At 31.4% G+C, this 23665-nt stretch carries 21 protein-coding genes and 1 tRNA gene; 18 read left to right on the plus strand and 4 right to left on the minus strand.

The features are described 5' to 3' along the window. Positions 1 to 3 precede the first annotated feature (3 nt). Together FVF61_RS10830 and surE are read right to left on the minus strand one after the other, a co-directional pair. Positions 4 to 285 carry a hypothetical protein gene (locus tag FVF61_RS10830; protein WP_148456297.1) on the minus strand — a complete coding sequence of 94 codons (282 nt, stop codon included), beginning with the start codon at positions 283 to 285 and terminating at the stop codon, positions 4 to 6. A 6-nt stretch (positions 286 to 291) separates the two neighbouring features. After that, entirely contained in the window at positions 292 to 1080 is a 789-nt protein-coding gene (gene surE / locus FVF61_RS10835; RefSeq protein WP_148456300.1) for a 5'/3'-nucleotidase SurE, read from the minus strand. 229 nt (positions 1081 to 1309) lie between these two features. On the opposite strand from surE, the gene FVF61_RS10840 reads away from it, so the two are divergent. Both FVF61_RS10840 and FVF61_RS10845 read left to right on the plus strand, forming a co-directional pair. Further along, positions 1310 to 3427 carry a carboxy terminal-processing peptidase gene (locus tag FVF61_RS10840; protein ID WP_148456303.1) on the plus strand — a complete coding sequence of 706 codons (2118 nt, stop codon included), beginning with the start codon at positions 1310 to 1312 and terminating at the stop codon, positions 3425 to 3427. Between the two features lie 6 nt (positions 3428 to 3433). Continuing rightward, the gene (locus tag FVF61_RS10845; RefSeq protein WP_148456306.1) at positions 3434 to 4528 is read left to right on the plus strand and encodes an ABC transporter permease; all 1095 of its coding nucleotides are present in this window, start codon (positions 3434 to 3436) and stop codon (positions 4526 to 4528) included. On the opposite strand, the gene yihA is transcribed toward FVF61_RS10845, so the two are convergent. Both yihA and FVF61_RS10855 read right to left on the minus strand, forming a co-directional pair. Next, entirely contained in the window at positions 4525 to 5130 is a 606-nt protein-coding gene (gene yihA, locus FVF61_RS10850; protein ID WP_148456309.1) for a ribosome biogenesis GTP-binding protein YihA/YsxC, read from the minus strand. The two genes, FVF61_RS10845 and yihA, sit on opposite strands and share 4 nt — an antisense overlap. 47 nt (positions 5131 to 5177) lie before the next feature. After that, a complete protein-coding gene (locus FVF61_RS10855; RefSeq protein ID WP_148456312.1) occupies positions 5178 to 5942 on the minus strand; it encodes an alpha/beta fold hydrolase in 765 nt (254 codons plus the stop codon). Between the two features lie 295 nt (positions 5943 to 6237). On the opposite strand from FVF61_RS10855, the gene mraZ reads away from it, so the two are divergent. From mraZ to FVF61_RS10935, 16 genes are all read left to right on the plus strand, one after another. Beyond that, entirely contained in the window at positions 6238 to 6705 is a 468-nt protein-coding gene (gene mraZ / locus FVF61_RS10860; protein ID WP_109682121.1) for a division/cell wall cluster transcriptional repressor MraZ, read from the plus strand. Further along, positions 6692 to 7588, plus strand: coding sequence for a 16S rRNA (cytosine(1402)-N(4))-methyltransferase RsmH (gene rsmH / locus FVF61_RS10865; RefSeq protein WP_148456315.1), 897 nt, complete (start codon positions 6692 to 6694; stop codon positions 7586 to 7588). The genes mraZ and rsmH overlap by 14 nt, the downstream gene beginning before the upstream one ends. Continuing rightward, positions 7589 to 7906, plus strand: a complete 318-nt coding sequence (locus FVF61_RS10870; RefSeq protein WP_148456317.1) for an FtsL-like putative cell division protein — start codon at positions 7589 to 7591, stop codon at positions 7904 to 7906. A gap of 60 nt (positions 7907 to 7966) precedes the next feature. Continuing rightward, positions 7967 to 9919 carry a penicillin-binding protein gene (locus FVF61_RS10875; protein ID WP_148456659.1) on the plus strand — a complete coding sequence of 651 codons (1953 nt, stop codon included), beginning with the start codon at positions 7967 to 7969 and terminating at the stop codon, positions 9917 to 9919. Next, positions 9916 to 11379, plus strand: coding sequence for a UDP-N-acetylmuramoyl-L-alanyl-D-glutamate--2,6-diaminopimelate ligase (locus FVF61_RS10880; RefSeq protein ID WP_148456320.1), 1464 nt, complete (start codon positions 9916 to 9918; stop codon positions 11377 to 11379). Before FVF61_RS10875 ends, FVF61_RS10880 begins: the two co-directional genes overlap by 4 nt. Position 11380: 1 nt before the next feature. After that, complete coding sequence (mraY, locus tag FVF61_RS10885) at positions 11381 to 12622, plus strand: phospho-N-acetylmuramoyl-pentapeptide-transferase (RefSeq protein WP_148456323.1); 1242 nt, start codon at positions 11381 to 11383, stop codon at positions 12620 to 12622. A gap of 46 nt (positions 12623 to 12668) precedes the next feature. Beyond that, on the plus strand, positions 12669 to 14006 hold the full coding sequence (gene murD / locus FVF61_RS10890; RefSeq protein ID WP_148456326.1) for a UDP-N-acetylmuramoyl-L-alanine--D-glutamate ligase: 1338 nt from the start codon (positions 12669 to 12671) through the stop codon (positions 14004 to 14006). A 79-nt stretch (positions 14007 to 14085) separates the two neighbouring features. Next, on the plus strand, positions 14086 to 15279 hold the full coding sequence (locus FVF61_RS10895; RefSeq protein ID WP_148456329.1) for an FtsW/RodA/SpoVE family cell cycle protein: 1194 nt from the start codon (positions 14086 to 14088) through the stop codon (positions 15277 to 15279). Positions 15280 to 15303: 24 nt separating this feature from the next. Continuing rightward, positions 15304 to 16407, plus strand: coding sequence for an undecaprenyldiphospho-muramoylpentapeptide beta-N-acetylglucosaminyltransferase (murG, locus tag FVF61_RS10900; RefSeq protein WP_394348926.1), 1104 nt, complete (start codon positions 15304 to 15306; stop codon positions 16405 to 16407). 7 nt (positions 16408 to 16414) lie between these two features. Then, positions 16415 to 17770 (plus strand): UDP-N-acetylmuramate--L-alanine ligase, encoded by a 1356-nt coding sequence (murC, locus tag FVF61_RS10905; RefSeq protein ID WP_148456336.1) that lies wholly within the window; start codon positions 16415 to 16417, stop codon positions 17768 to 17770. Positions 17771 to 17786: 16 nt separating this feature from the next. Further along, positions 17787 to 18479, plus strand: a complete 693-nt coding sequence (locus FVF61_RS10910; RefSeq protein ID WP_317131668.1) for a cell division protein FtsQ/DivIB — start codon at positions 17787 to 17789, stop codon at positions 18477 to 18479. Between the two features lie 3 nt (positions 18480 to 18482). Further along, a complete protein-coding gene (gene ftsA / locus FVF61_RS10915; RefSeq protein ID WP_148456339.1) occupies positions 18483 to 19796 on the plus strand; it encodes a cell division protein FtsA in 1314 nt (437 codons plus the stop codon). An 86-nt stretch (positions 19797 to 19882) separates the two neighbouring features. Continuing rightward, positions 19883 to 21829 (plus strand): cell division protein FtsZ, encoded by a 1947-nt coding sequence (gene ftsZ, locus FVF61_RS10920; protein WP_148456342.1) that lies wholly within the window; start codon positions 19883 to 19885, stop codon positions 21827 to 21829. Between the two features lie 162 nt (positions 21830 to 21991). Continuing rightward, positions 21992 to 22441 (plus strand): GatB/YqeY domain-containing protein, encoded by a 450-nt coding sequence (locus FVF61_RS10925; RefSeq protein WP_148456345.1) that lies wholly within the window; start codon positions 21992 to 21994, stop codon positions 22439 to 22441. A 41-nt stretch (positions 22442 to 22482) separates the two neighbouring features. After that, positions 22483 to 22556, plus strand: a tRNA-Arg gene (locus FVF61_RS10930). 236 nt (positions 22557 to 22792) lie between these two features. Continuing rightward, a complete protein-coding gene (locus FVF61_RS10935; protein WP_148456348.1) occupies positions 22793 to 23662 on the plus strand; it encodes a zinc-dependent peptidase in 870 nt (289 codons plus the stop codon). Positions 23663 to 23665 lie beyond the last annotated feature (3 nt).

The raw sequence follows: 23665 nt of genomic DNA on the forward strand, positions 1-23665 counted from the left end.
TTTCTAGATAAATTTAAAAACAAAAGTTGAAATAGCAATAATAACAGTTGCTAAAAGCACACCTCTTGCACGATAATCTTGTTTTTTCTTTATAAAAATAAAAAAAGCTGCCAAATTTAATATGGCACCTAAACTAATAAGTTTTCCAAGAATACCTTCGGTTGAAGCCGATTTTAAAATTGTAAAAAAATCGTTGCCATCTCCAAAAAATAAAGCAGCAAAATAAAGTCCAATAGCATTAGCTATTAGCCCAATAATAAAACCAATTAAAATTTCTTTTTTCATTTATGCTTAATTTATTTCAGTATCATTAAAACTCCATGTATTTAAGTTTGAAATAACATGATGAGCTGTTAAATCAAATTGCACAGGAACCACAGAAATGTATCCGTTTTCTAGAGCCCATTCATCTGTATCTTCACCATTATCTAGATTTACAAATTTGCCAGTAAGCCAATAATAATCTTTCCCTTGAGGAGATTTTCTCTTATCAAATTCTTCTACCCAATTAGCTTTTGCTTGTCTGCATACTTTAACTCCTTTTATTTTGTTTTCAGGTAAATTAGGAAAATTAACATTTAAAACCACATTTTCTGGAATGCCATTTTCAAGCGCATTTTTAGCAATGTTTTTCACATATTTTTTTGAAGCATCAAAATTGGCATTGTAATTATAATCCAATAATGAAAACCCGATAGCTGGAATACCTTCTATTCCTGCCTCTAAAGCAGCACTCATAGTTCCAGAATAAATTACATTTATAGAAGAATTAGAACCATGATTAATTCCAGAAACACATAAATCAGGTTTTCTGTCTAAAATCTCTCTAACGGCAAGTTTTACACAATCGGCAGGTGTGCCAGAGCAACTGTACTCTTTTTGATTACCTTTATCAATAAAAACTTGTTCCAGATGAAGCATAGAATTGATAGTTATGGCATGTCCCATACCACTTTGTGGACTATCGGGAGCAACAACTACAACATCTCCAAGCTCAAGCATAACTTCAATTAGAGCTCTAATTCCAGGAGCAGTAATGCCATCATCATTAGTTACTAAAATAAGTGGTCTTTTAGACATAAAGTATAATTAAATTAACATTGCTAAAATACATAATTTCCTACGTAACCCATTATTTTATCTGGTTTAACAAAAAATTAGTATCAATTGATAATATTGGCATAGTTTTTTCTTTAATTTAGTAAATTAATATGAAATACTTTTTGCATTGTAGTAGTGTTTTATGTATTATTATAGCTCAAATTAAATTACTTCTACAATACATTAATAAATTAACATGATAAGATTTATGAAAAGGAATTATAAGATTTTAATGTTGGTGCTTTTATTGGCATTTGCTTCTTGCAGTTTTACAACTAAAACGTTTGAAGATCCAGATAAAGATAAATTACTTATACAAGTCATAACCTATGTACTTCAAAGAGGTCATTTTGATCCAAAAGATATAAACGATGATTTTTCAGCTGAAGTTTATGCTGATTATTTAGATCAACTCGATCCTTTAAAAAGATACTTCTATAAATCGGATATCGAAGAATTTGAGACATTCAAGTTTCAGTTAGACGATCAATTAAAAGAATATAATATTTCTTTTTTCAACTTAACTCACGACAGATTGGTTCAAAGAATTGAAGAATCTAAGGCTATTTATAAAGAAGTTTTAGAAAAACCTTTTGATTATTCTATAGATGAAGAATTTAATTCCGACTATGAAAATATAGAATTTGTTAAGACTAAAAAGCAAATGAAAGATCGTTGGAGACAACAACTTAAGTTTTCAAACTTGGTTAATTATGATGACTTAATGGTTGAACAGGAAGATAGCGAAGATAAGAAAACATTAGTTCAAATAGAAGAAGAGGCACGTGCAGAAACTTTAAAATCTATCGATTTATATTATAACGATTATTTAGGAGATTTTGAAAGAAAAGATTGGTTCTCTATGTATATTAATGCTATTGTTGAAGAATTTGATCCACATACTAATTATTTTGCTCCAGAAGACAAAGAAAATTTCAATCAGCAAATGTCTGGAAAATTAGAAGGAATTGGAGCTAGATTGCAAAAACGTATGGACAATACAAAGATTGTAGAATTAATTTCTGGAGGTCCAGCTTGGAGAGGCAATGAATTGGAAGTTGGCGATATAATCATGAAAGTACGTCAAGAAGATGAAGATGAACCTGTAAATATTGTTGGTATGCGCTTAGACGATGCTATCAAACTTATTAAAGGTCCAAAAGGTACAACCGTTTATTTAACTCTTAAAAAAGTAGATGGTACCATTGAAGAAATAAGCATTGTTAGAGACGTTGTTGAAATTGAAGAAACCTATGCAAAATCTTCATTTGTAGTAAAAGACGATAGACGATTTGGAGTTATAAATCTACCAAAATTTTATGTGGATTTTGAAGATTATAAAAGTAGAAATGCAGCTTCAGATATTAAGCAAGAAATAGAACGTTTAAAAGCTGAAGGCATGGATGGTCTGGTTTTAGATCTTAGAAATAATGGCGGTGGGTCTCTACCTGTTGTAGTAGATATAGCTGGAATGTTTATTAAAGATGGTCCAATTGTTCAAGTTAGAGCCACTGGAGAACCTAAAGAGGTCTTAAAAGACAAAGACAAATCTATTGTTTGGGATGGTCCTTTAGTAATAATGGTAAATGAATTATCAGCTTCAGCTTCTGAGATTTTAGCTGCTGCCATGCAAGATTATAAACGTGCTATTGTTATTGGAAGTAAACAAACCTATGGAAAAGGAACCGTTCAAAACTTTTTAGATTTGAATAATATGGTTCGAAATAATAAAAATGGCGATTTAGGAGCTTTAAAATTGACCACTCAAAAATTCTATAGAATTAATGGCGGTTCTACACAATTAGAAGGTGTAAAGAGTGATGTGGTTGTTTTAGATAGGTATAGCTTTATAGATATAGGCGAAAAAGATCAAAAAAACCCATTGCCTTGGGATAAAATTGAAGCAGTAGATTATACTTTTTGGGATGGTTATTTCGATTATAACGAAACTATTGAGAACAGTAAAAAAAGAATGAACGAAAATGAGCAACTAAAACTTATAGGTGAAAATGCTCAGTGGATAAAAACTAAAATGGATGAAAACATTCACTCATTAAATTATACTAATTATAAAGCTCAGTTAGATTTAAATGAAGAAGAAGCAAAACGATTCGATAAAATTTCTGAATATCAAACAAATCTTACCTTCCAATCTTTACCTTATGAAGAAGAAATGTTTAAAACTGATACCATTCTAAAAGAAAAAAGAGATCGTTGGCACAAGAGTTTAAGTCAGGATGTATATATAGAAGAAGCTATTCATGTGCTTGAAGATTTAAAAATGTCTTATTCTATTAAAAAAGTGGCTACTACAGTTAAAGATTAAAAATAAATGAGTCAGAATTCAAGCTCATTAAGTCAATTAGCGCTCCAAAAATTTAAACGAGATTTTTGGGGCGTTTTTAGCTTTTGGTTTATTGTATTAGTAGGTGTTATTTCAGTTTTTGCTTATGCATTTGCTCCAGATAATTCAAAACATGCCAATCAGATGCATTTAGCAATCCATTCTAAAAAGCCTGGCTTTAAAGTGCAAATGTTAGTTTTACCACCTGCTTTAGAGAACAATCAAAGCTTTTTTGATAAACTCTTTTTTGGAAAGAAACATACAGAAACAGAAATTCCAATTTCCTCTTACCAGCTTAAAGGCAGCACTTTATATTATACAGAATATGCTTCTGATGGACTTCAAGGAGCTGATAAATCAATAGATTTATCCAATTATCAAAAAATAGATTCAAATTCAATAATTCAAGAAAAAACCTATCTTTTCGGTACAGATAAATATGGACGTGATCTATTAAGTAGAATTCTTATTGGAGCAAGAATTTCCTTTTTTATTGGTTTTGTAGCTGTTTTTATTTCATTAGTTATAGGCATTTTTATGGGAAGTGTTGCAGGTTATTTTGGAGGAAAAGTTGATACTTTTATTATGTGGATTATTAACGTGACTTGGTCTATTCCAACATTATTACTTGTTATTGCAATTACATTAGCTTTAGGAAAAGGATTCTGGCAAGTGTTTATTGCAGTAGGTTTAACCATGTGGGTTGAAGTTGCCAGAGTTGTTCGAGGGCAAATTATTAGTGTTAAAGAAATGCAATATGTTACTGCAGCAAAAGCCTTAGGGTTTAATGATTTTAGAATAATAACCAAACATATATTACCAAATATAATGGCCCCAGTAATTGTAATTTCAGCTGCTAATTTTGCTGCAGCTATATTAATTGAAAGTGGTTTGAGTTTTTTAGGTATTGGCGCACAACCACCAATGGCAAGTTGGGGAGCAATGATTAAGGATCATTATAACTACATCATCTTAGGAAAACCTTATTTAGCCTTAATTCCAGGCTTCTGTATTATGAGTTTGGTAATGGCTTTTATGCTTATTGGTAATGCCTTGCGTGATGCTTTAGATGTGAAGAGTTAATTAAGCTTCATATTACTGTTTAGCTCATCAATATATACTAAAACATCCTCTTTACCAATGTCTTTTGAAGATGACGTGATAAAATAATTTGGCATTTCTTCCCAAGTTTCTAAAAGAATGTTTTTATATTCAGCTACATGGTTTTCAATAGCTTTTGGTCTTAACTTATCTGCCTTAGTGAAAATAATTGAAAAAGGAATGCCATTTTGGCCAAGCCATTGCATAAATTCCAAATCAATTAGTTGAGGTTTATGCCTAATATCTACTAAAACAAAAGCTGAAACCAATTGTTCTCGTAAAGCAAAATATTGTGTAATAAATTTTTGAAAGGTCTTCTTAGCACTTTTTGAAACCTTTGCATAGCCATAACCAGGTAAATCTACTAAATACCAGTTTTTATTAATTAGAAAATGATTAATTAGTTGAGTTTTCCCAGGTCTTCCAGAGGTTTTTGCAAGACTTTTTCTGCTTGTAAGCATATTTATAAGCGACGATTTTCCAACGTTACTTCTGCCAATAAATGCATATTCAGGAATGAGATTTTTTGGACATTTTGAAACATCCGAATTACTCATTACAAATTCTGCCGATTTTATTTCCATAATTATTTCCTACGAAAGTGGGAATTACATTTAAAGAATTAAGATTATTAAAAACCTCTTTTATTAAGCCAATTGTTTAGAATTTCGTTAAACTCATCAGGATGTTCCATCATAGCTGCATGACCACATTTGTCAATCCAGAATAACTCAGAATCTGGAAGCAATTCGTTAAATTCTTCTGCAACCTCAGGAGGCGTCACATTATCGTTTTTCCCCCAAATAATACAAGTTGGGGTTGTCATTTTTGGTAAATCTTTTGCCATGTTGTGTCTAATAGCACTTTTGGCAATGGCTAGAGTCTTTATTAGTTTATTTCTGTCGTTTACAGTTTCAAAGACTTCATCTACAATTTCTTTAGTAGCAATTGCAGGATCATAAAAAACATCTTGTGCTTTCTTTTTAATAACCTCATAATCACTTCGCTTGGTATAACCTCCACCCATAGCGCTTTCATACAAACCAGAACTTCCAGTAATAATTAATGCTTTTATTTTTTTTGGGTATTGTTTTGTGTGATAAAGACCAATATGTCCACCTAAAGAGTTTCCTAGTAATATAACTTCATCAAAACCTTTAAATTCTATAAATTCATGTAAATATTTTGCAAAACTTTTTACATTGGTTTTAAGCAATGACATAGTATAGATAGGTAATTCTGGAATTATAACTTTATAACCTATAGAACTAAAATGCTTTGTTACAGATTTAAAATTACTTAATCCACCCATTAAGCCATGAAGCACTATAATTGGTGTGCCTTCTCCTACTTCAATATACTTGTAATCCTTTTCTTTTTTTAATTTATGCTTCATTAATTAGTATGGCTTTACATTAAAAACAAATATAGATAAAATCATTCATAATATATCCATATTAATTTATTGGATTATAATTCCTAATCAAAGAGATATTAACAGAGTGTTGTAATTATTTACTTCACTTTACAACCTTTTGATTTTGAAGTGGTAGAGAGCCTTTCTCTTTTTAAATATCGAAATAAATACGCTGTTAATCGAAAATTTATCAACAAAGTGGTAAAATGTGGTAAAATGTGGTATATTTTTCGATATATTTGAAACTTAAACACAAAATCGGCAACCAAACCCTTTGAACTCATTAATAGGAACATACGAATGTAAAGTAGATGCTAAAGGAAGGCTTATGCTTCCTGCTGCATTAAAAAAGCAGTTATCTCCTGTTTTACAGAATGGGTTTGTTATAAAGCGAGCAGTTTTTCAGCCGTGTTTGGAATTATATCCAATGGCAGAGTGGGAAGCTTTAATGCAGAATGTGAACAAGCTTAATCGGTTTAAGAAAAAGAATAACGATTTTATCAGACGTTTTACGGCAGGAGTAAAAGTTGTTGAAGTAGATGCTACAGGTCGTTTATTGGTTCCAAAAGATTTAGTGGTTTTTGCAGATATCTCAAAGGAGATTGTGGTTTCGGCTGCAATTAACATAGTAGAGATTTGGGATAAAGATAAATATGAACAAGCTATTGATGATGCTACAGGAGATTTTGCAGATTTAGCTGAAGATGTTATGGGACAAGACGATGAGCATGGAATATCATAATCCTGTTTTATTAAAAGAAACTGTTGACGGTTTAAACATTGTTGAAGATGGTGTTTATGTTGACGTTACTTTTGGAGGAGGAGGTCATAGTAAAGAGATTTTGAAGAGACTTGGAAAGAATGGAAAATTATTCGCATTCGATCAAGATTCTGATGCTATTGAAAATAGAATTGAAGATGATCGATTTACTTTAATTCATGAGAATTTCAGGTTTATAAAAAGGTTCTTAAGATTTTATGGAGTAAAAGAAGTGGATGGCATTTTAGCAGATTTTGGTGTGTCTTCTCATCAATTTGATGTTGCAGAAAGAGGGTTTTCAACAAGGTTTGAAGCAGATTTAGATATGAGGATGAATCAACAAAACAAACTTTCAGCCTATCATGTAGTTAATGAATATGATGAGGAGCAACTTAAAGACGTGTTGTTGCAATATGGAGAATTAAGATTAGCTCCAGCCATGGCAAGTGTTATTGTTGCTAGTCGAGAACTTGAACCCATTAAAACAAGCGAACAATTAAAAAAAGTATTGAAAAAGTTTTTGCCACCTAAACATGAAAATAAAGTGTTGGCTCAAATTTATCAGGCTATAAGAATTGAGGTGAATCAAGAAATGGAAGCTTTAAAAGAGCTTCTGTTGCAAACACCAGATTTATTGAAACAAAATGGAAGGCTTAGTGTTATTTCTTATCATTCATTGGAAGATAGATTGGTGAAGAGATTTATAAGAAATGGCATGTTTGAAGGAGAACCAGAAAGAGATGTATTTGGAAACTTCGAAGTTCCATTAAAGAAAGTTGGTGGATTGATTATTCCAAGTAAAGAAGAAATTAAAATAAATAATAGAGCAAGAAGTGCTAAGCTAAGAGTGGCAGAAAAGTTATAAATGAAGAAAGGAATTTTAAATATTTTAAAAGGTAAGTTTCTTGTAAACGATGATGCGTTTAAAAATTGGCGTATGATATTTTTCATTTCTTCATTGGCTTTAATAATGATTGCGAGCTCGCATAGTGCAGATAAAAAAGTACACAAAATAGCCAGATTAAATAACGAAGCAAAGGATCTTCGTTCGGCATTTGTAGATGGTAGAAAAAAACTCATGGAGCTTAAAAAGGAATCCATGGTAGAATTAAAAATGAAAGAAAAAGGGTTAATACTTTCAGAGATTCCACCAACAAAAATTAAAGTTAAATCTCAAAATTAGTTCAGCTTGGCAGTAAACGAGAAGAACATATTAAACCGATTGTATTTTATAGCAGGATGTATGTTCATCTTCGCACTAGCAGTTGTGTTTAAACTTTTGAGTATTCAGTTTGTTCAAGGCGATAAATACAGAGAGTTAGCTGAAGAGAGAACCATAAAGAACGTAGTTATTCCTGCAAATAGAGGGAATGTGTATTCAGTTAATGGAAATTTGTTAGCTACTTCAATTCCAAAATACGATATTAGAATTGATGCCATGACACCTACTTCGGCAACATTCGAAAAGTATTTAAAACCATTATCAGATTCTCTTTCAAAGTATTCTGGAAAACCATCTTCTTATTATCAAAAAGAAATTAGAAAAGCTAGAGCTAATAAAAACAGATATTATCTATTAGCAAGAGATATTGGCTATTCTGAATACATCAGAATTAGAAATTTTCCATTATTAGAACTTGGAGCTTTTAAAGGTGGATTAATTGTTGAGCAAACTACCAAAAGAGAACATCCAATGGGTGGAGTTGCTGAAAGAACCATTGGATATGAACGATTTGATGAAAATGGAAATGTTACAAGGCCTGGAATTGATGGCGCATATGGTATAAAATATCTTAGAGGAACAGATGGACTAAGGCTAAAGCAGAGAATTGGAAATGGGCAATGGAAGCCCATTGCTGACTACAATCAAGTTGAACCAAAAGATGGATACGATTTATACACAACAATAAGTGTTAACATTCAAGATATAGCACATCATGCCTTATTACAGCAATTAGAGTATTACGAAGCAGATCATGGTTGTGTAGTGGTTATGGAAGTAGCAACTGGTGAAATAAGAGCCATTTCAAATTTAGGAAGAACTCAAAATGGTAGTTACTACGAAAAATTAAATTATGCAGTTGGTGAAGCTCATGAACCAGGTTCAACATTTAAAGTCATGGCTTTAATGTCTGCTTTAGAAGATAAACTTATTGATACATCAACAGTTGTAGATACAAAGCAAGGAGTTAAAACTTTTTATGGTAGAAGAATTAAAGATTCGCATCATGGTGGTTATGGAAAGATTTCAGCAGCAAGAGCATTAGAGGTTTCTTCGAATATTGGACTGGCAACTATAATAGATGAAAATTATTCTAAATCTCCAGCCAAATTTATAAATAGATTAAAAAGCTGGTCTTTAAATAAGCCACTTGGTTTGCCAATTTTAGGAGAAGGCCAACCTGTAATACCTGAACCAGGACATGATTTGTGGAGCAAAAATGCATTGCCATCAATGGCTTATGGTTACAACCTAAAATTAACACCACTTCAAACTTTAACTTTTTATAATGCTATTGCAAATAATGGAGTAATGGTTAAGCCAACCTTTATTAGGGAAGTTCGAGAACTAAATAAGCAAATAGAAACTTTCGATAAAACGATAATTAACAATAAAATATGTTCAGAAAAAACAATAAAAGAAACTCAAGAAATACTTAAGAACGTTGTTGTTCGTGGCACAGGAAAATCATTGTACTCACCTTATTTCTCAATGGCTGGTAAAACAGGAACAGCACAAACAGAATATTGGATGAAAGATTGGGAAGATAACCCTAGATACGTGTCTTCATTTGCTGGCTATTTTCCTGCTGAAAACCCAAAGTATTCGTGTATAGTAATCATTCATAAACCAAGTACTAAAAAAGGATATTATGGAGCAGATGTTTCTGGTCCTGTTTTTAAACGTATCGCACAAAAGATTTTTACTGATACTCCAATTATTGATGAAGTTAGGTCTTTAAATGTAAAAGATATGGTTGTTGAGAAGGAGTTTGACAGTTATTATACTACTGCTCAAACCTACAAAACTATTATGCCAAATGTAGTTGGATTACCTCTTATGGATGCTTTAGCGCTTTTAGAAAACATGGGTTTAAAAGTGCAATCTCAAGGCGTTGGAATTGTAAAATCTCAATCTCTAGATAAAGGCTTAAAAATAAAGAAAAATCAGACAGTTGTTATTCAAGCTTCATGATGAATTTAAAAGACATATTATATAAAGTAACCCTCAATGCAGTTGTGGGAAGTACGAGCGTGTCTGTAAATAAGATTGAATTTGATTCTAGAAATATTTCTAATAAAGATGTTTTTGTAGCAATAAAAGGAACCGTTTCTAATGGTCATGAATTTATTGATAAAGCAATTAATGATGGAGCTATTGCAATTATCTGTGAAACAATTCCTAATAATATTGAAGAGGGAATCACTTATGTTGAAGTAGATAGTACATCAAAAGCATTGGCTATAATGGCATCAAACTATTATCTAAATCCTTCCGAAAATTTAAAATTGGTTGGTGTTACAGGAACAAATGGAAAAACAACCATAGCTTCATTGTTATATCAGTTATTTAAAAAAGCTGGTTTTAAAGTTGGATTGTTATCTACTGTAAAAATTATGGTTGATAATAAAGAATACAAAGCAACTCATACGACTCCAGATTCCATAACAATTAATAAGTACTTAAAGAAAATGAATGATGAAGGAGTAGCTTATTGTTTTATGGAAGTAAGCTCTCATGGTATTCATCAAAATAGAACTGAAGGACTACATTTTGAAGGAGGTATTTTTACAAACTTATCTCACGATCATTTAGATTATCACGACACCTTTGCTGAATACAGAGATGTAAAAAAATCGTTTTTCGATAAGCTGCCAAACACAGCTTTTGCTTTAGTAAACGTCGATGATAAGAATGGCTTGGTTATGCTGCAAAATACCAAAGCGAAGAAATTTACTTATGCTTTAAAGGGCTATGCAGATTATAGATCACAAATTCTCGAAAACCAATTAAATGGTTTGTTACTTAAAATAAATGAGAGCGAAGTTTGGACTAGACTCATAGGAGATTTCAATGCATATAATGTACTTGCTATATATGCAACTGCTGAATTATTAGGGCTTGAAAAAGTAGAAAACTTAAGAATTATAAGTGAATTAGAAAGTGTAGCTGGCAGGTTTCAATATCTTATTTCAGATGAAAAAATAACAGCTATTGTTGATTATGCTCATACACCAGATGCATTAAAAAATGTATTAGAAACTATTAATAGTATTCGAACTAAAAATGAAGAACTAATAACTGTTTTTGGCTGTGGAGGTAATAGAGACAAAACTAAACGTCCTAAAATGGGACACATTGCTTCTGCTCTAAGCACCAAAGTTATTATTACAAGCGATAATCCAAGAAACGAAGTTCCTGAAACCATTATTGGAGACATTGAAAAAGGCATAGAACCACAAAATTTTAAAAAAACAATCTCTATTACAGATAGAAAGCAAGCTATTAAAACAGCTTGTCAGATGGCAAACCCGAATGACATTATACTAATTGCAGGAAAAGGTCATGAAACCTATCAGGAAATTAAAGGAGAAAGATTTGATTTCGATGATTATAAAATAGTTCAAGAATTTTTAAAACAATTACAAAAATAATATGTTGTATTACCTATTCGAATATTTAGAAAAGCAATTTCAGATTCCTGGAGCATCTCTCTTTGGTTTTATAACCTTTAGAGCTGCAATGGCTATCATTTTATCGTTGCTTATTTCTACAATCTTTGGTAAGCGCATTATTAGATTTTTGCAAAAGCAACAAGTTGGAGAAACTATTAGAGATCTAGGTTTAGAAGGTCAAGTAGAAAAGGCTGGGACACCAACTATGGGAGGAATCATCATTATTCTAGCGACACTAATTCCGGTTTTATTACTAGCAAGATTAGATAATATATATATCATTCTCTTAATAGTTACCACAGTTTGGATGGGAACCATAGGATTTATTGACGATTATATTAAAAAATTTAAAAAAGATAAAGAAGGATTAAAAGGACGTTTTAAAGTTCTTGGACAAGTAGGTTTAGGAATTATTGTTGGAACAACACTTTACTTTAATACAGATGTTACAATTAAAGAAAAGTTGCCTATTGAACAACAGCAAGAAATTTTGGCTTTAGATGCTAATGTGTCTCCCTCCATGCTTTTTGAAGCTGAAGAAAGATCTACCAAAACAACCATTCCTTTTGTAAAGTCTAACGAATTTGATTATGCCGAAATTATAGCTTGGGTAAATCCAGATTGGGCAAAATATGCTTGGATTATTTTTATTCCAATAGTCATATTTATTATAACAGCAGTTTCAAATGGTGCCAATTTAACCGATGGAATTGATGGTTTAGCAGCAGGTACTTCAGCCATTATTGTACTCACATTAGGCATCTTTGCTTGGGTATCTGGTAACATCATTTTTTCAGATTATCTCAACATTATGTATATCCCAAGAGTAGAAGAAATTACCATTTACATAACTGCATTTGTTGGAGCTTTAATTGGCTTTTTGTGGTACAATACTTATCCAGCACAAGTTTTTATGGGAGATACAGGAAGTTTAACTATTGGAGGAATTATAGCAGTTATTGCTGTAGCAGTTAGAAAAGAATGGTTAATTCCTGTGTTATGTGGCATTTTCTTAGCTGAAAATTTATCTGTAGTCATGCAAGTAAGTTGGTTTAAATACACCAAAAAGAAATATGGTGAAGGAAGACGCATTTTTAAAATGTCGCCTTTACATCATCATTATCAGAAATCAGGATATCATGAAAGTAAGATTGTTACCAGGTTCTGGATTGTTGGAATCCTGTTAGCTATTATTTCAATTGTCACATTGAAGATTAGATAAAAGTTTGTTATGCTGAGCTTGTCGAAGCATCTCAAAATATAACAGAATGACAAAACAAAGATTAGTCATATTAGGTGGTGGAGAAAGTGGAGTTGGAACTGCACTTTTAGGAAAAGCTAAAGGGTTTGAAGTTTTTGTTTCAGACAAAGGAAAAATTAAAGAAAAATATAAACAAGTTCTTATACATCATGAGATTGAATGGGAAGATGAAATCCATACAGAGTCCAAGATTCTGAATGCAGATTTAGTAATGAAAAGCCCAGGAATTCCAGATAAAGCGCCTTTGGTAAAACAAATTCGTGATCAGGGAATTCCAGTTGTTTCAGAAATTGAGTTTGCAGCAAAATTTACTAATGCAACCATTGTTGGAATTACTGGAAGTAATGGTAAAACAACAACAGCTTCGTTAACGCATCATATTCTTAAACAAAAATTAGAAGTTGGGTTAGCTGGAAATATTGGCGACAGTTTTGCCAAGCAAATACTGGAAAAAAATTACCCAAACTATGTGTTGGAGATCAGTAGTTTTCAGTTGGACGATATTGTAGGGTTTAAGCCTCATATAGCAATAATTACAAATATTACTCCAGACCATTTGGATAGATATAATTATGAATTTGAAAGATATATAGCTTCAAAATTTAGAATTGCCGAAAACCAAACAAAAGCAGATTATCTCATTTTTGATGCAGACGATCCAGTGATTTTAGATTGGTTGGAGAAGCATCCCGTTCAATCCACATTATTACCATTTTCATTGGTGAAAAAAATTGAAAATGGAGCGTATTTAGAAAACAAAACAATAAAAATAACAATAGATAACAACTCAATAGACATGCCAACAAAGGACTTAGCATTAGAAGGAAAACACAACATTAAAAATGCCATGGCTGCTTCAACAGTAGCTCATTTATTAAGAATAAGAAAACAAACCATTAGAGAAAGTTTAGAAAATTTTCATGGTGTAGAACATAGACTAGAGAATGTATTAAAAATTAATAAAGTTCAATATATAAATGATTCTAAAGCAACCAATGTAAATGCAACTTATTATGCTTTAGAAAGTATGGATGCACCAACAGTTTGGATAGTTGGAGGTCAAGATAAAGGGAATAATTATCAAGAATTATATCCTTTTGTGAACGAGAAAGTAAAAGCCATTATTTGTCTTGGAGTAGATAACGAAAAGCTATTAGAAAATTTCAGTTCCATGGTAGATGTGATTGTAGAAACGCAATTTATGAGTGAAGCTGTAAAAATTGCTTATAAGTTAGCTCAATCTGGTGATAATGTATTGTTGTCTCCAGCATGTGCAAGTTTCGACTTGTTTGAAAACTATGAAGATAGAGGAAGGCAATTTAAAGAAGCAGTTAGAAATTTATAAAAAATAAATAGATGTTTTAGCGAATTCTAAGACATAATTAATTGTATTAAAAAGATTCCCGACTTATTAGGAATAAAAAATGAAACAAATATTTAAAAACATAAAAGGAGATAGATTAATTTGGGCCATTGCAGCATTACTTGCAATTTTTTCTTTCCTTCCTGTGTATAGTGCTGCTAGTAATCTAGCATATGTAGGAGATAGTGGAAATACTTTTGCTTTCTTCTTAAAGCATCTTATGCATTTGTTTTTAGGTTTTACCATCATGTATGGTGTGCATAAAATTCCTTATAGATATTTCAGAGGTTTGTCTATAGTGTTGATTCCGGTTGTGTTAGTGTTATTAGTAATTACAATGTTACAAGGCACAACTATTGAAGGAGCAAATGCTAGTAGATGGATTCAGATTCCTATTGTTAATATGTCTTTTCAAACATCCACTTTTGCTTTTGTTGTTTTAATGGTTTTTGTTGCTAGGTATATGTCTAAAATTAAGGATAAGAAAATCTCTTTTAAAGAATCTATTTTACCCTTATGGATTCCAGTTTTTCTAGTTCTTGTTTTAATTTTACCAGCTAATTTTTCAACTGCAGCCATTATGTTTGTAATGGTGCTTATGCTGGTTTTTCTTGGAGGTTATCCTATAAAATATTTAACAGTAATTGTTGGAACAGGAATCTTAGCTCTCATATTATTTGTTTTAATAGCAAAAGCTTTCCCAGATGCTATGCCTAATAGAATTGATACTTGGATGAGCAGAATTGAAAGTTTTTCTGACGGTGGAGATACCGAAGCAGATTATCAAATTGAAAAAGCTAAAATAGCTATTGCATCAGGAGGTATTCAAGGTGTTGGTCCTGGAAAAAGTATTCAAAAGAATTTTTTACCACAATCTTCATCCGATTTTATTTATGCCATTATTGTTGAAGAGTATGGTTTGATTGGAGGGTTTATTTTAATGATATTTTATCTCTGGTTATTGTTTAGAATCGTAATTGTTTCACAAAAAGCAGATACCATATTTGGAAAACTATTAGTATTAGGTGTTGGCCTTCCAATTGTATTTCAAGCCTTAATAAATATGGCAGTTGCTGTTGAGTTATTTCCTGTAACTGGACAAACTTTACCATTAATAAGTAGTGGTGGAACATCTATTTGGATGACTTGTTTAGCCTTAGGGATTATACTTAGTGTAAGTGCAAAGAGAGAAGAAATTAAAGAGCAAGAAGATAGAGAAGATAATCCGTTAGAAATACTATCGGAAGCGATATAACTAAAAAAGATTAAAGAAATAATAGTGTCAACTAAAAAAGCATATAAAATTATTTTATCAGGTGGAGGAACAGGTGGTCACATCTATCCAGCTATAGCTATTGCAAATGAATTAAAGCAGCGTTTCCCTGATGCCGAATTTTTATTTGTAGGTGCAGAAGACCGTATGGAAATGGATAAGGTGCCTCAAGCTGGTTATCAAATTGAAGGGCTTTGGATTTCTGGTATCCAAAGAGAGTTGACCTTAAAGAATTTAAGTTTCCCATTTAAACTTATAAGTAGTTTGTTTAAAGCAAGAAAAATAATTAATAGGTTTAAGCCAGATGTTGTTATTGGAACAGGAGGTTTTGCAAGTGGTCCCTTATTACAAGTGGCAACTTCAAAAGGAATTCCTAGTTTAATACAAGAACAGAATTCCTATCCTGGAATTACGAATAAACTTTTATCTAAAAAAGCCAATAAAATTTGTGTTGCCTACAATGGATTGGAGCGTTTTTTCCCAGAAGACAAAATAATTAAAACAGGAAATCCTGTTAGACAAGGATTGTTGGATATTAATTCGAAAAGAGAAGAATCTCAGAAGGTATTTGCTCTTGAAAAAGATAAAAAAACACTGTTTGTTTTAGGTGGAAGTTTAGGTGCTAGAAGAATTAATGAGCTAATTGAAAAGGAGCTCGATTTTATACTTAGTCTTAATATGCAAGTTATCTGGCAGTGTGGAAAATTGTATTATGATAAGTACAAAATATATAACAATACAAAACACGTGCAAGTCCATGAATTTATAAATAACATGGATTTTGCATATGCAGCATCCGATGTGATTATTTCAAGAGCAGGAGCAAGTTCGGTATCAGAATTATGTATTGTTGGAAAGCCTGTTATTTTTATTCCTTCACCTAATGTGGCTGAAGATCACCAAACTAAAAATGCCATGGCCATTGTAAATGAACAAGCGGCATTATTAATTAAAGAAGCCGATTTAGAAGTGGATTTTGAAAATAAGTTTTCACAATTACTATTGTCTGTAGAAAAGCAAAAAGAATTGAGTAAAAACATACAAAAATTAGCATTAGTAAATGCAACAAAACAAATAGCAGACGAAGTAGAAAAACTTATCAATAAGTAAACATTAAATGAATTTAGACAACATACATAACGTTTATTTTGTTGGAATTGGAGGCATAGGAATGAGTGCTTTAGCCAGATATTTCCATGCAAAAAACAAACGTGTTGCTGGATATGATAAAACCCAAACAGACATAACTGATGGTTTGGAGTCAATAGGGATACAAGTTCATTTTAACGATTCTGTAGCTAATATTCCTGATGCTTTTTTAAATTACGATACCACTTTGGTTGTTTACACTCCAGCTATTCCAAAGGACAATATGGAGCTGGTGTATTTTAAAAACCAACCAAGTTTTAGCGTTTTAAAACGCTCTCAAGTTTTAGGATTAATTACTGAAAACACTTTTTGTTTAGCAGTAGCTGGAACACATGGAAAAACTACAACAACAAGTATTTTAGGACATTTACTTAATGAATGTAACGTTCCTGTAACAGCATTTTTAGGAGGTATTAGCGAAAACTACAATTCAAATTTAATTTTAAAAGGTACCAAAGTTTCTGTAGTTGAAGCTGATGAATTTGATAGATCCTTTTTAACACTATCACCAGATTTAGCATGCATAACGTCTATGGATGCAGATCATTTAGATATTTATGGAGATGCTTCAGAATTAATAAAGTCTTTTGAAGATTTTTCAAAAAGAGTTAAAGAAAACGGGAAACTGTTTGTTAAAAACGGTTTGCCTTTAAATGGAATTACTTACGGAATTGAAGACGATTCAGATTATTCAATTCACAATATAAAAATAGAAAATGGTGTCTATGTTTTTGATGTAAAAACACCAAAAACAACACTTGAAAAGTTACAATTTAACCTACCTGGTAGACATAATATGTCGAATGCATTAATAGCCTTGGCGATGGCTGTAGAGTACGGTTGCCCTCACCAGCAGCTCGCCAAAGCTTTAGCATCTTACAAAGGAGTTAAACGTCGTTTTTCTTATCATATTAAAACAGACAATTTAATTTTTATTGACGATTATGCGCATCATCCAGAAGAGATAAATGCTGTGCATCAAGCTGTTCGAGAAATGTATCCTGAAAAACACGTATTAGCTATTTTTCAGCCTCATTTGTTTAGCAGAACTAGAGACTTTGCAGAAGAATTTGCCAAAAGTCTTTCGAATTTTGATGAAGTCTTACTTTTGGACATTTATCCAGCTAGAGAGCTACCAATTGAAGGAGTAAATTCGAAATGGTTATTAGATAAAATTGAAAACAAAAACAAACAGTTAATTAATAAATCTGAGATCGTTCCAAAAATAAAAGAAAGTCAAGCACAAATAATATTGACAATTGGTGCTGGAGATATTGGTGAAGAAGTTAAACAAATAAAACAAGCTTTAAGTGTTGCGAGTTAATTGGAATTACATAAAAATGATTGTTTTACTAGGAATAGTAGTGTTTCTATATGCCTTTTCAACTGTAAAAAACACTGAAAGAAAAGTAACTGAACCTGTCATTAAATTTAAAGGAGATAACAACCTTTTCTTAACACATGAGAATGTTAGTAAATTGTTAATACAAAAAAATCAAAGTGTTAAAAATAAGTCTAAAGAAACTTTAGATTTGAATGATTTAGAAACTGCCCTGAATTCTAATCAAATGGTTAAATCGGCTCAAGTGCACTTGTCAGTAAATGGAGTGCTTACAGCCGAAATTGAACAAAAAAGACCTATAGCAAGAGTACGTACAAATGCATCATATTATATTGATGATCAAGGGAGTTATATGCCTTTGTCATCAAATTATACTGCTAGAGTACCACTCGTAACTGGACATATTGAAAAAAACAATTTAGAAAATGTTTTTAAAATGGCTCAGAAAGTTAATGAAGATGAATTTTTAAGAACGCATGTTATAGAAATTCATCAATCAGAAAAAAATACAATTTTTTTAAAGTTTAGACAATGCAATTTTATTATCCAACTAGGAAATTTAAAACATTTAGATAAAAAAATCATGAATCTAAAAGCATTCTATAACAAGGCATTAAAAGACAAAACACTTAATGACTATGTGAATGTAAACTTACAGTTTGATAATCAGGTTGTGTGTACTAAAATATAAACTATGGAGAACAATATAGCAGTAGGATTAGACATAGGAACCACAAAAATTGTGGCCATGATTGGTCGTAAAAACGAATATGGAAAGGTTGAGATTTTAGGCATAGGTAAATCTAAAAGCCTTGGTGTGCATCGAGGTGTAGTTAATAATATTACTCAAACCATCCAATCTATCCAGCTAGCAGCTCAAGAAGCAGAAGCAGCTTCAGAATTTAAAATAGAAGATGTTACGGTTGGTATAGCAGGACAGCATATAAGAAGTTTACAGCATAGCGATTATATAACAAGACCAAATTCTGAATTGGTTATAGATGAAGATGATATAGAACGATTAATCAATCAGGTGCACAAATTAGTCATGCTTCCTGGAGAAGAAATCATTCATGTGTTACCACAAGAATACAAAGTTGATGGTCAAGCCGAAATTAAAGAACCCATAGGAATGTATGGTGGCAGATTGGAAGCTAATTTTCATGTGGTTGTTGGTCAAGTTTCATCCATAAGAAACGTAGGTCGTTGTATTAAAAGTGCTGGATTAAATCTAGAAGGTATCACACTTGAACCCTTAGCATCTGCGAATGCTGTATTAAGTCAAGAAGAAAAAGAAGCAGGCGTAGCTTTAATTGATATTGGTGGAGGAACCACAGATTTGGCCGTATTTAAAGATGGGATAATTCGTCATACAGCAGTTATTCCATTTGGTGGAAATGTGATTACTGAAGATATTAAAGAAGGTTGTTCAATTATTGAAAAACAAGCCGAATTATTAAAAATAAAATTCGGTTCTGCTTGGCCTGGAGAAAATAAAGAAAATGAAATTGTATCAATTCCTGGTTTAAGAGGAAGAGATCCAAAAGAAATAACTCTCAAAAATCTGTCGAAAATAATTCACGCAAGAGTTGTTGAAATTATTGAACAGGTTTATGTGGAAATTAAAAATTACGGTCACGAAGAGCAGAAAAAGAAACTGATAGCTGGAATTGTTTTAACTGGAGGAGGAGCGCAACTTAAACACTTAAAACAACTTGTAGAATATATTACCGGAATGGATACTAGAATAGGTTATCCAAACGAGCATCTAGCTGGTGATAGTGATGATGAAGTAACAAGTCCATTGTACGCAACAGCTGTTGGTCTGGTTATGGATGGTTTAAAACGACATGAAAGAAAAAGAGCAGAAAAAATTGAAGAAGAGATTATTGAAGAAGCAATAAATGATGTAGAAGAGGAACTTGAAATTAAACAAAAACCAGAGAGACGTTCTTTTCTAGACAAATTAACAGAAAGAGTAAAAGATTTTTTAGATAACGCAGAGTAATTCTAAAAATTAAAAATAAATAAAATTAATCCAAACAGATATTTTAAATATCACAAAAAGTAATAGAATCATAAAAAACGAAATTCATGAGCAGCAACAAAGAATTCGAAAGTAATATTTCATTTGATCTCCCTAAAAATCAATCAAATGTTATAAAAGTAATTGGTGTTGGAGGTGGAGGTAGCAATGCTATCAATCACATGTTTCAACAAGGTATTAAAGGAGTCGATTTTGTAATCTGTAATACAGATGCACAAGCACTTCAAAATAGTGGAGTCCCAAATAAAATTCAATTAGGCCTTAACTTAACCGAAGGTTTAGGAGCTGGTGCAAATCCAGATGTTGGGGAAAAATCAGCTATAGAAAGTTTTGAAGACATTCAACGTATGTTAGATTCAAATACCAAGATGGTATTTATAACTGCTGGAATGGGTGGAGGAACTGGAACAGGAGCTGCTCCAATAATTGCTAAAATGGCTAAAGACTTAGATATTTTAACGGTTGGAATAGTTACTATGCCTTTTCAATTTGAAGGGAAAATGCGTAATGAACAAGCACAAATAGGTATTGAAAACCTTCGTAGTGTTGTAGATTCGTTAGTGGTTATTAATAACAACAAACTTCGAGAAGTTTATGGAAATTTAGGCTTTAAAGCAGGATTCTCTAAAGCAGACGAAGTACTTTCTACTGCTGCACGTGGAATTGCTGAAGTTATTACACATCACTATACTCAAAACATCGATTTACGTGATGCTAAAACAGTGCTAAGTAATAGTGGAACAGCTATTATGGGATCTGCAACTTCTTCTGGTCAGAACAGAGCTCATGATGCTATTTCAAAAGCTTTAGATTCCCCTTTATTAAATGATAATAAAATAACTGGAGCCAAAAATGTATTGCTGCTTATTGTCTCTGGTTCTCAAGAAATTACTATTGATGAGATTGGTGAAATAAACGACCACATTCAAAACGAAGCAGGTCATGGAGCCAACATCATTATGGGAGTTGGTGAAGATGAATCTCTAGAAGAGTCTATTGCTGTAACTATTATAGCTACAGGTTTTAATATTGATCAGCAAGATGAAATATCTAATACTGAAGCAAAAAAAGTTATTCATGCTTTAGAAGAAGATAAACCTTTTGAACAGGATTTATCAAAAAAAGAAAAAGCTCCAGCTATCATTACTCCAAATATTGAATTAGAAGAAAAAACTGAAACTCCAATAGTGAAACACACATTAGATTTAGATGAGCTAGAAGAGTTTAATAGCCCTAATAATTTTTCTAATGAAGAAGAATTAATTCCTACTTCAGAATTAATTAGAAATATAAAGGTTGTTTATGATGAAGTTATAGATGCAGTTGAAGAAGAAGATTTTATAATTACTGAAATTGAATCTGAAACTAAACAAGATATATCTTTTGAAGTTGAAGAAGAAGAGCAACAAATTACTTTAACGTTCGATTTGCCTATTAGTGAATCAACTATTGAAAATAAAGACGATGATTTTGTTGTTCATGATTTAGAAGAAAACATTAAAAAGATTCCAGTTAACGATTATGTGGAGTTAATTCCAGTTACAGAAACAAACGAACATGGTGAAACTAGATATGCTCTTGACGATTATATTGAAATAGAATCTGGAATCAATCAAAACAAAAAGAAAGAACAAACAATAGAAATAGCTGATGAACTTGATAAAGAAATAGTTTTCGAAAAGAAAATTATGAATCAAGAAGAACCTAAAGTAACAACAGAAGAAATAGACCCAATGAATAGCCCTATTTCTGAATTACTTAAAGAACGTGCAGAAGAGCGTAGACGTAAGATGAAAGATTTTAATTATAAATTCAATAATTCTAAAATTGATGATATAGAAAAAATTCCAGCTTATAAACGTCAAGGTATTAATCTTGATGAGACACAACATTCTTCAGAATCTAGTATGTCTGGTACAAGTGTTAGTACAGACGATAACGACGATTTACAATTTAGAAGCAACAATTCGTTTTTACACGATAACGTAGATTAATTAATAGCGATTAGGTTTAGTGTTAGAGCTTCTTTCAAAACCCGAATAATCATTTAGATTATTCGGGTTTTATTTTCTATTTTTATAATCATAGGATTACTTTTCTAGTAGGCTTAACTGTTTACTTTTTGTTATCTTCGTAACCTCTTAAAAACATAAAAAATGAGTTTACAACAAGATGTCATGACAGCTTTAAAAGAAGCCATGAAAAGTAAAGATCAAACAGCATTAACAGCTTTAAGAGCTGTTAAATCAGCAATTTTATTGGCACAGACAGAAAGTGGAGCAAAAGAAGAATTAACCGAAGAACAGGAATTAAAAATACTCCAAAAGCAAGTCAAACAACGTAAAGATAGTGCTGCAATTTACATAGAACAAGGTCGCGAAGATTTAGCTGCACCAGAATTAGCAGAAGCAGAAGTTATCAATCAGTTTTTACCAGAAGCACTTTCAGACGAAGAAATTGAAAAAATAGTAGTAATGACTATAGAAAATGTTGGAGCAGAAGGTATGAAAGACATGGGAAAAGTGATGGGAATTGTTAGTCAAAAATTAGCAGGACAAGCCGATGGAAAGACTATATCAAATATTGTAAGAGCTAAATTGTCTTAAAACTTATGGAATAATCGAATTCCATCTGTTATTTGACTTTTGGCCTCGTAGTTCAACTGGATAGAATATCAGATTTCGGCTCTGAGGGTTGGAGGTTCGAATCCTCTCGAGGTCACAAATAAGTAAAAATGCTGTACGGCAAATTCAAGTAATATTGAATTTGCCGTACAGCATTTTGATTATTAAAGCGTAGCTTTTAGGGATCAGTAGGCAAAGAGAATTTAAATCTAAAGATCACTATATTTATAAGTTTACTTGAATTTATAAAAAATAAAAAAATATTATATGCTTATATAAGTAAATGAGATATTATTATTTTTTCTTTAATTGTATGTTTGAAATTTTAAATCCATGCTTTTATTAAACCCAAATCAAGATTATTTAATAGGAACTATAATTTTAATTATACTAGTTGGTTTTTTACTTGTTATTATTCTAATATGGATGAGACAAATTGTTTCTAGTGTGTTTGATGGCTTTGAAATTGGCTATGTTTTTTTAACAAGACGTCCACTATATGTCTATTTTCACCCATTTTTAAATAAGTTAAAGCCAAATCAAGAAAATATATTAAAAGAACAATTTACTTTTTATAATAGGTTAAGTAAAAGGCATAAAGCATATTTTAGACATAGAGTCGCTATTTTTATCGAGAATAAGCAATTTATTGGTAAAGAAGATTTTATAATTACAGAAGAAGTAAAAATATTAATTTCTGCAACTGCTACCATGCTTACATTTGGATTTAGAGATTTTACTATTAAATCCATAAAGAATATAATTGTATATCCAAGCCAATACTATTCAACTATTAACGACAATTACCATAAAGGAGAGTTTAATGTAAATCTTAAAACTTTGGTGCTTTCGTGGGATAATTTTAAAGAGGGTTTTAGAATTGAGGATGATAAATTAAACCTAGCCATTCATGAATTTGCACATGCTATTCATTTTAATAGCATCTATCAAAATGATATAAATTCGGTTATTTTTATAGATACATTTAATGAGCTTAGAGAATTACTTACAATTAATGATAATTTAAAGTCTAAATTAGTTAATTCAGAATCCTTAAGAAATTATGCTTTTACAAACGATTTTGAATTGTTGGCAGTTATTCTAGAAACCTTTATTGAGTCTCCTAAAGAATTTAAAAATGAATTTCCTGAGATCTATAGTTTAGTTAAACAAATGTTGAATTTTAATTTTTCTGGATATTAGCAG

Source organism: Xanthomarina maritima (genome assembly GCF_008084905.1).
GTDB classification, from domain to species: Bacteria; Bacteroidota; Bacteroidia; order Flavobacteriales; family Flavobacteriaceae; genus Xanthomarina; species Xanthomarina maritima.

Bases quoted from the DNA above. Each gene is read 5' to 3' on its own strand.
- murD (WP_148456326.1), top strand. From the start codon at position 12,669: ATGACAAAACAAAGATTAGTCATATTAGGTGGTGGAGAAAGTGGAGTT.
- FVF61_RS10855 (WP_148456312.1), bottom strand. From the start codon at position 5,942: ATGAAGCATAAATTAAAAAAAGAAAAGGATTACAAGTATATTGAAGTA.
- FVF61_RS10925 (WP_148456345.1), top strand. From the start codon at position 21,992: ATGAGTTTACAACAAGATGTCATGACAGCTTTAAAAGAAGCCATGAAA.
- ftsA (WP_148456339.1), top strand. From the start codon at position 18,483: ATGGAGAACAATATAGCAGTAGGATTAGACATAGGAACCACAAAAATT.
- surE (WP_148456300.1), bottom strand. From the start codon at position 1,080: ATGTCTAAAAGACCACTTATTTTAGTAACTAATGATGATGGCATTACT.
- yihA (WP_148456309.1), bottom strand. From the start codon at position 5,130: ATGGAAATAAAATCGGCAGAATTTGTAATGAGTAATTCGGATGTTTCA.
- FVF61_RS10830 (WP_148456297.1), bottom strand. From the start codon at position 285: ATGAAAAAAGAAATTTTAATTGGTTTTATTATTGGGCTAATAGCTAAT.
- ftsZ (WP_148456342.1), top strand. From the start codon at position 19,883: ATGAGCAGCAACAAAGAATTCGAAAGTAATATTTCATTTGATCTCCCT.
- FVF61_RS10840 (WP_148456303.1), top strand. From the start codon at position 1,310: ATGAAAAGGAATTATAAGATTTTAATGTTGGTGCTTTTATTGGCATTT.
- FVF61_RS10910 (WP_317131668.1), top strand. From the start codon at position 17,787: ATGATTGTTTTACTAGGAATAGTAGTGTTTCTATATGCCTTTTCAACT.
- FVF61_RS10880 (WP_148456320.1), top strand. From the start codon at position 9,916: ATGATGAATTTAAAAGACATATTATATAAAGTAACCCTCAATGCAGTT.
- FVF61_RS10875 (WP_148456659.1), top strand. From the start codon at position 7,967: ATGTTCATCTTCGCACTAGCAGTTGTGTTTAAACTTTTGAGTATTCAG.
- murC (WP_148456336.1), top strand. From the start codon at position 16,415: ATGAATTTAGACAACATACATAACGTTTATTTTGTTGGAATTGGAGGC.
- mraY (WP_148456323.1), top strand. From the start codon at position 11,381: ATGTTGTATTACCTATTCGAATATTTAGAAAAGCAATTTCAGATTCCT.
- FVF61_RS10845 (WP_148456306.1), top strand. From the start codon at position 3,434: ATGAGTCAGAATTCAAGCTCATTAAGTCAATTAGCGCTCCAAAAATTT.
- FVF61_RS10895 (WP_148456329.1), top strand. From the start codon at position 14,086: ATGAAACAAATATTTAAAAACATAAAAGGAGATAGATTAATTTGGGCC.
- rsmH (WP_148456315.1), top strand. From the start codon at position 6,692: ATGGAATATCATAATCCTGTTTTATTAAAAGAAACTGTTGACGGTTTA.
- FVF61_RS10935 (WP_148456348.1), top strand. From the start codon at position 22,793: ATGCTTTTATTAAACCCAAATCAAGATTATTTAATAGGAACTATAATT.
- FVF61_RS10870 (WP_148456317.1), top strand. From the start codon at position 7,589: ATGAAGAAAGGAATTTTAAATATTTTAAAAGGTAAGTTTCTTGTAAAC.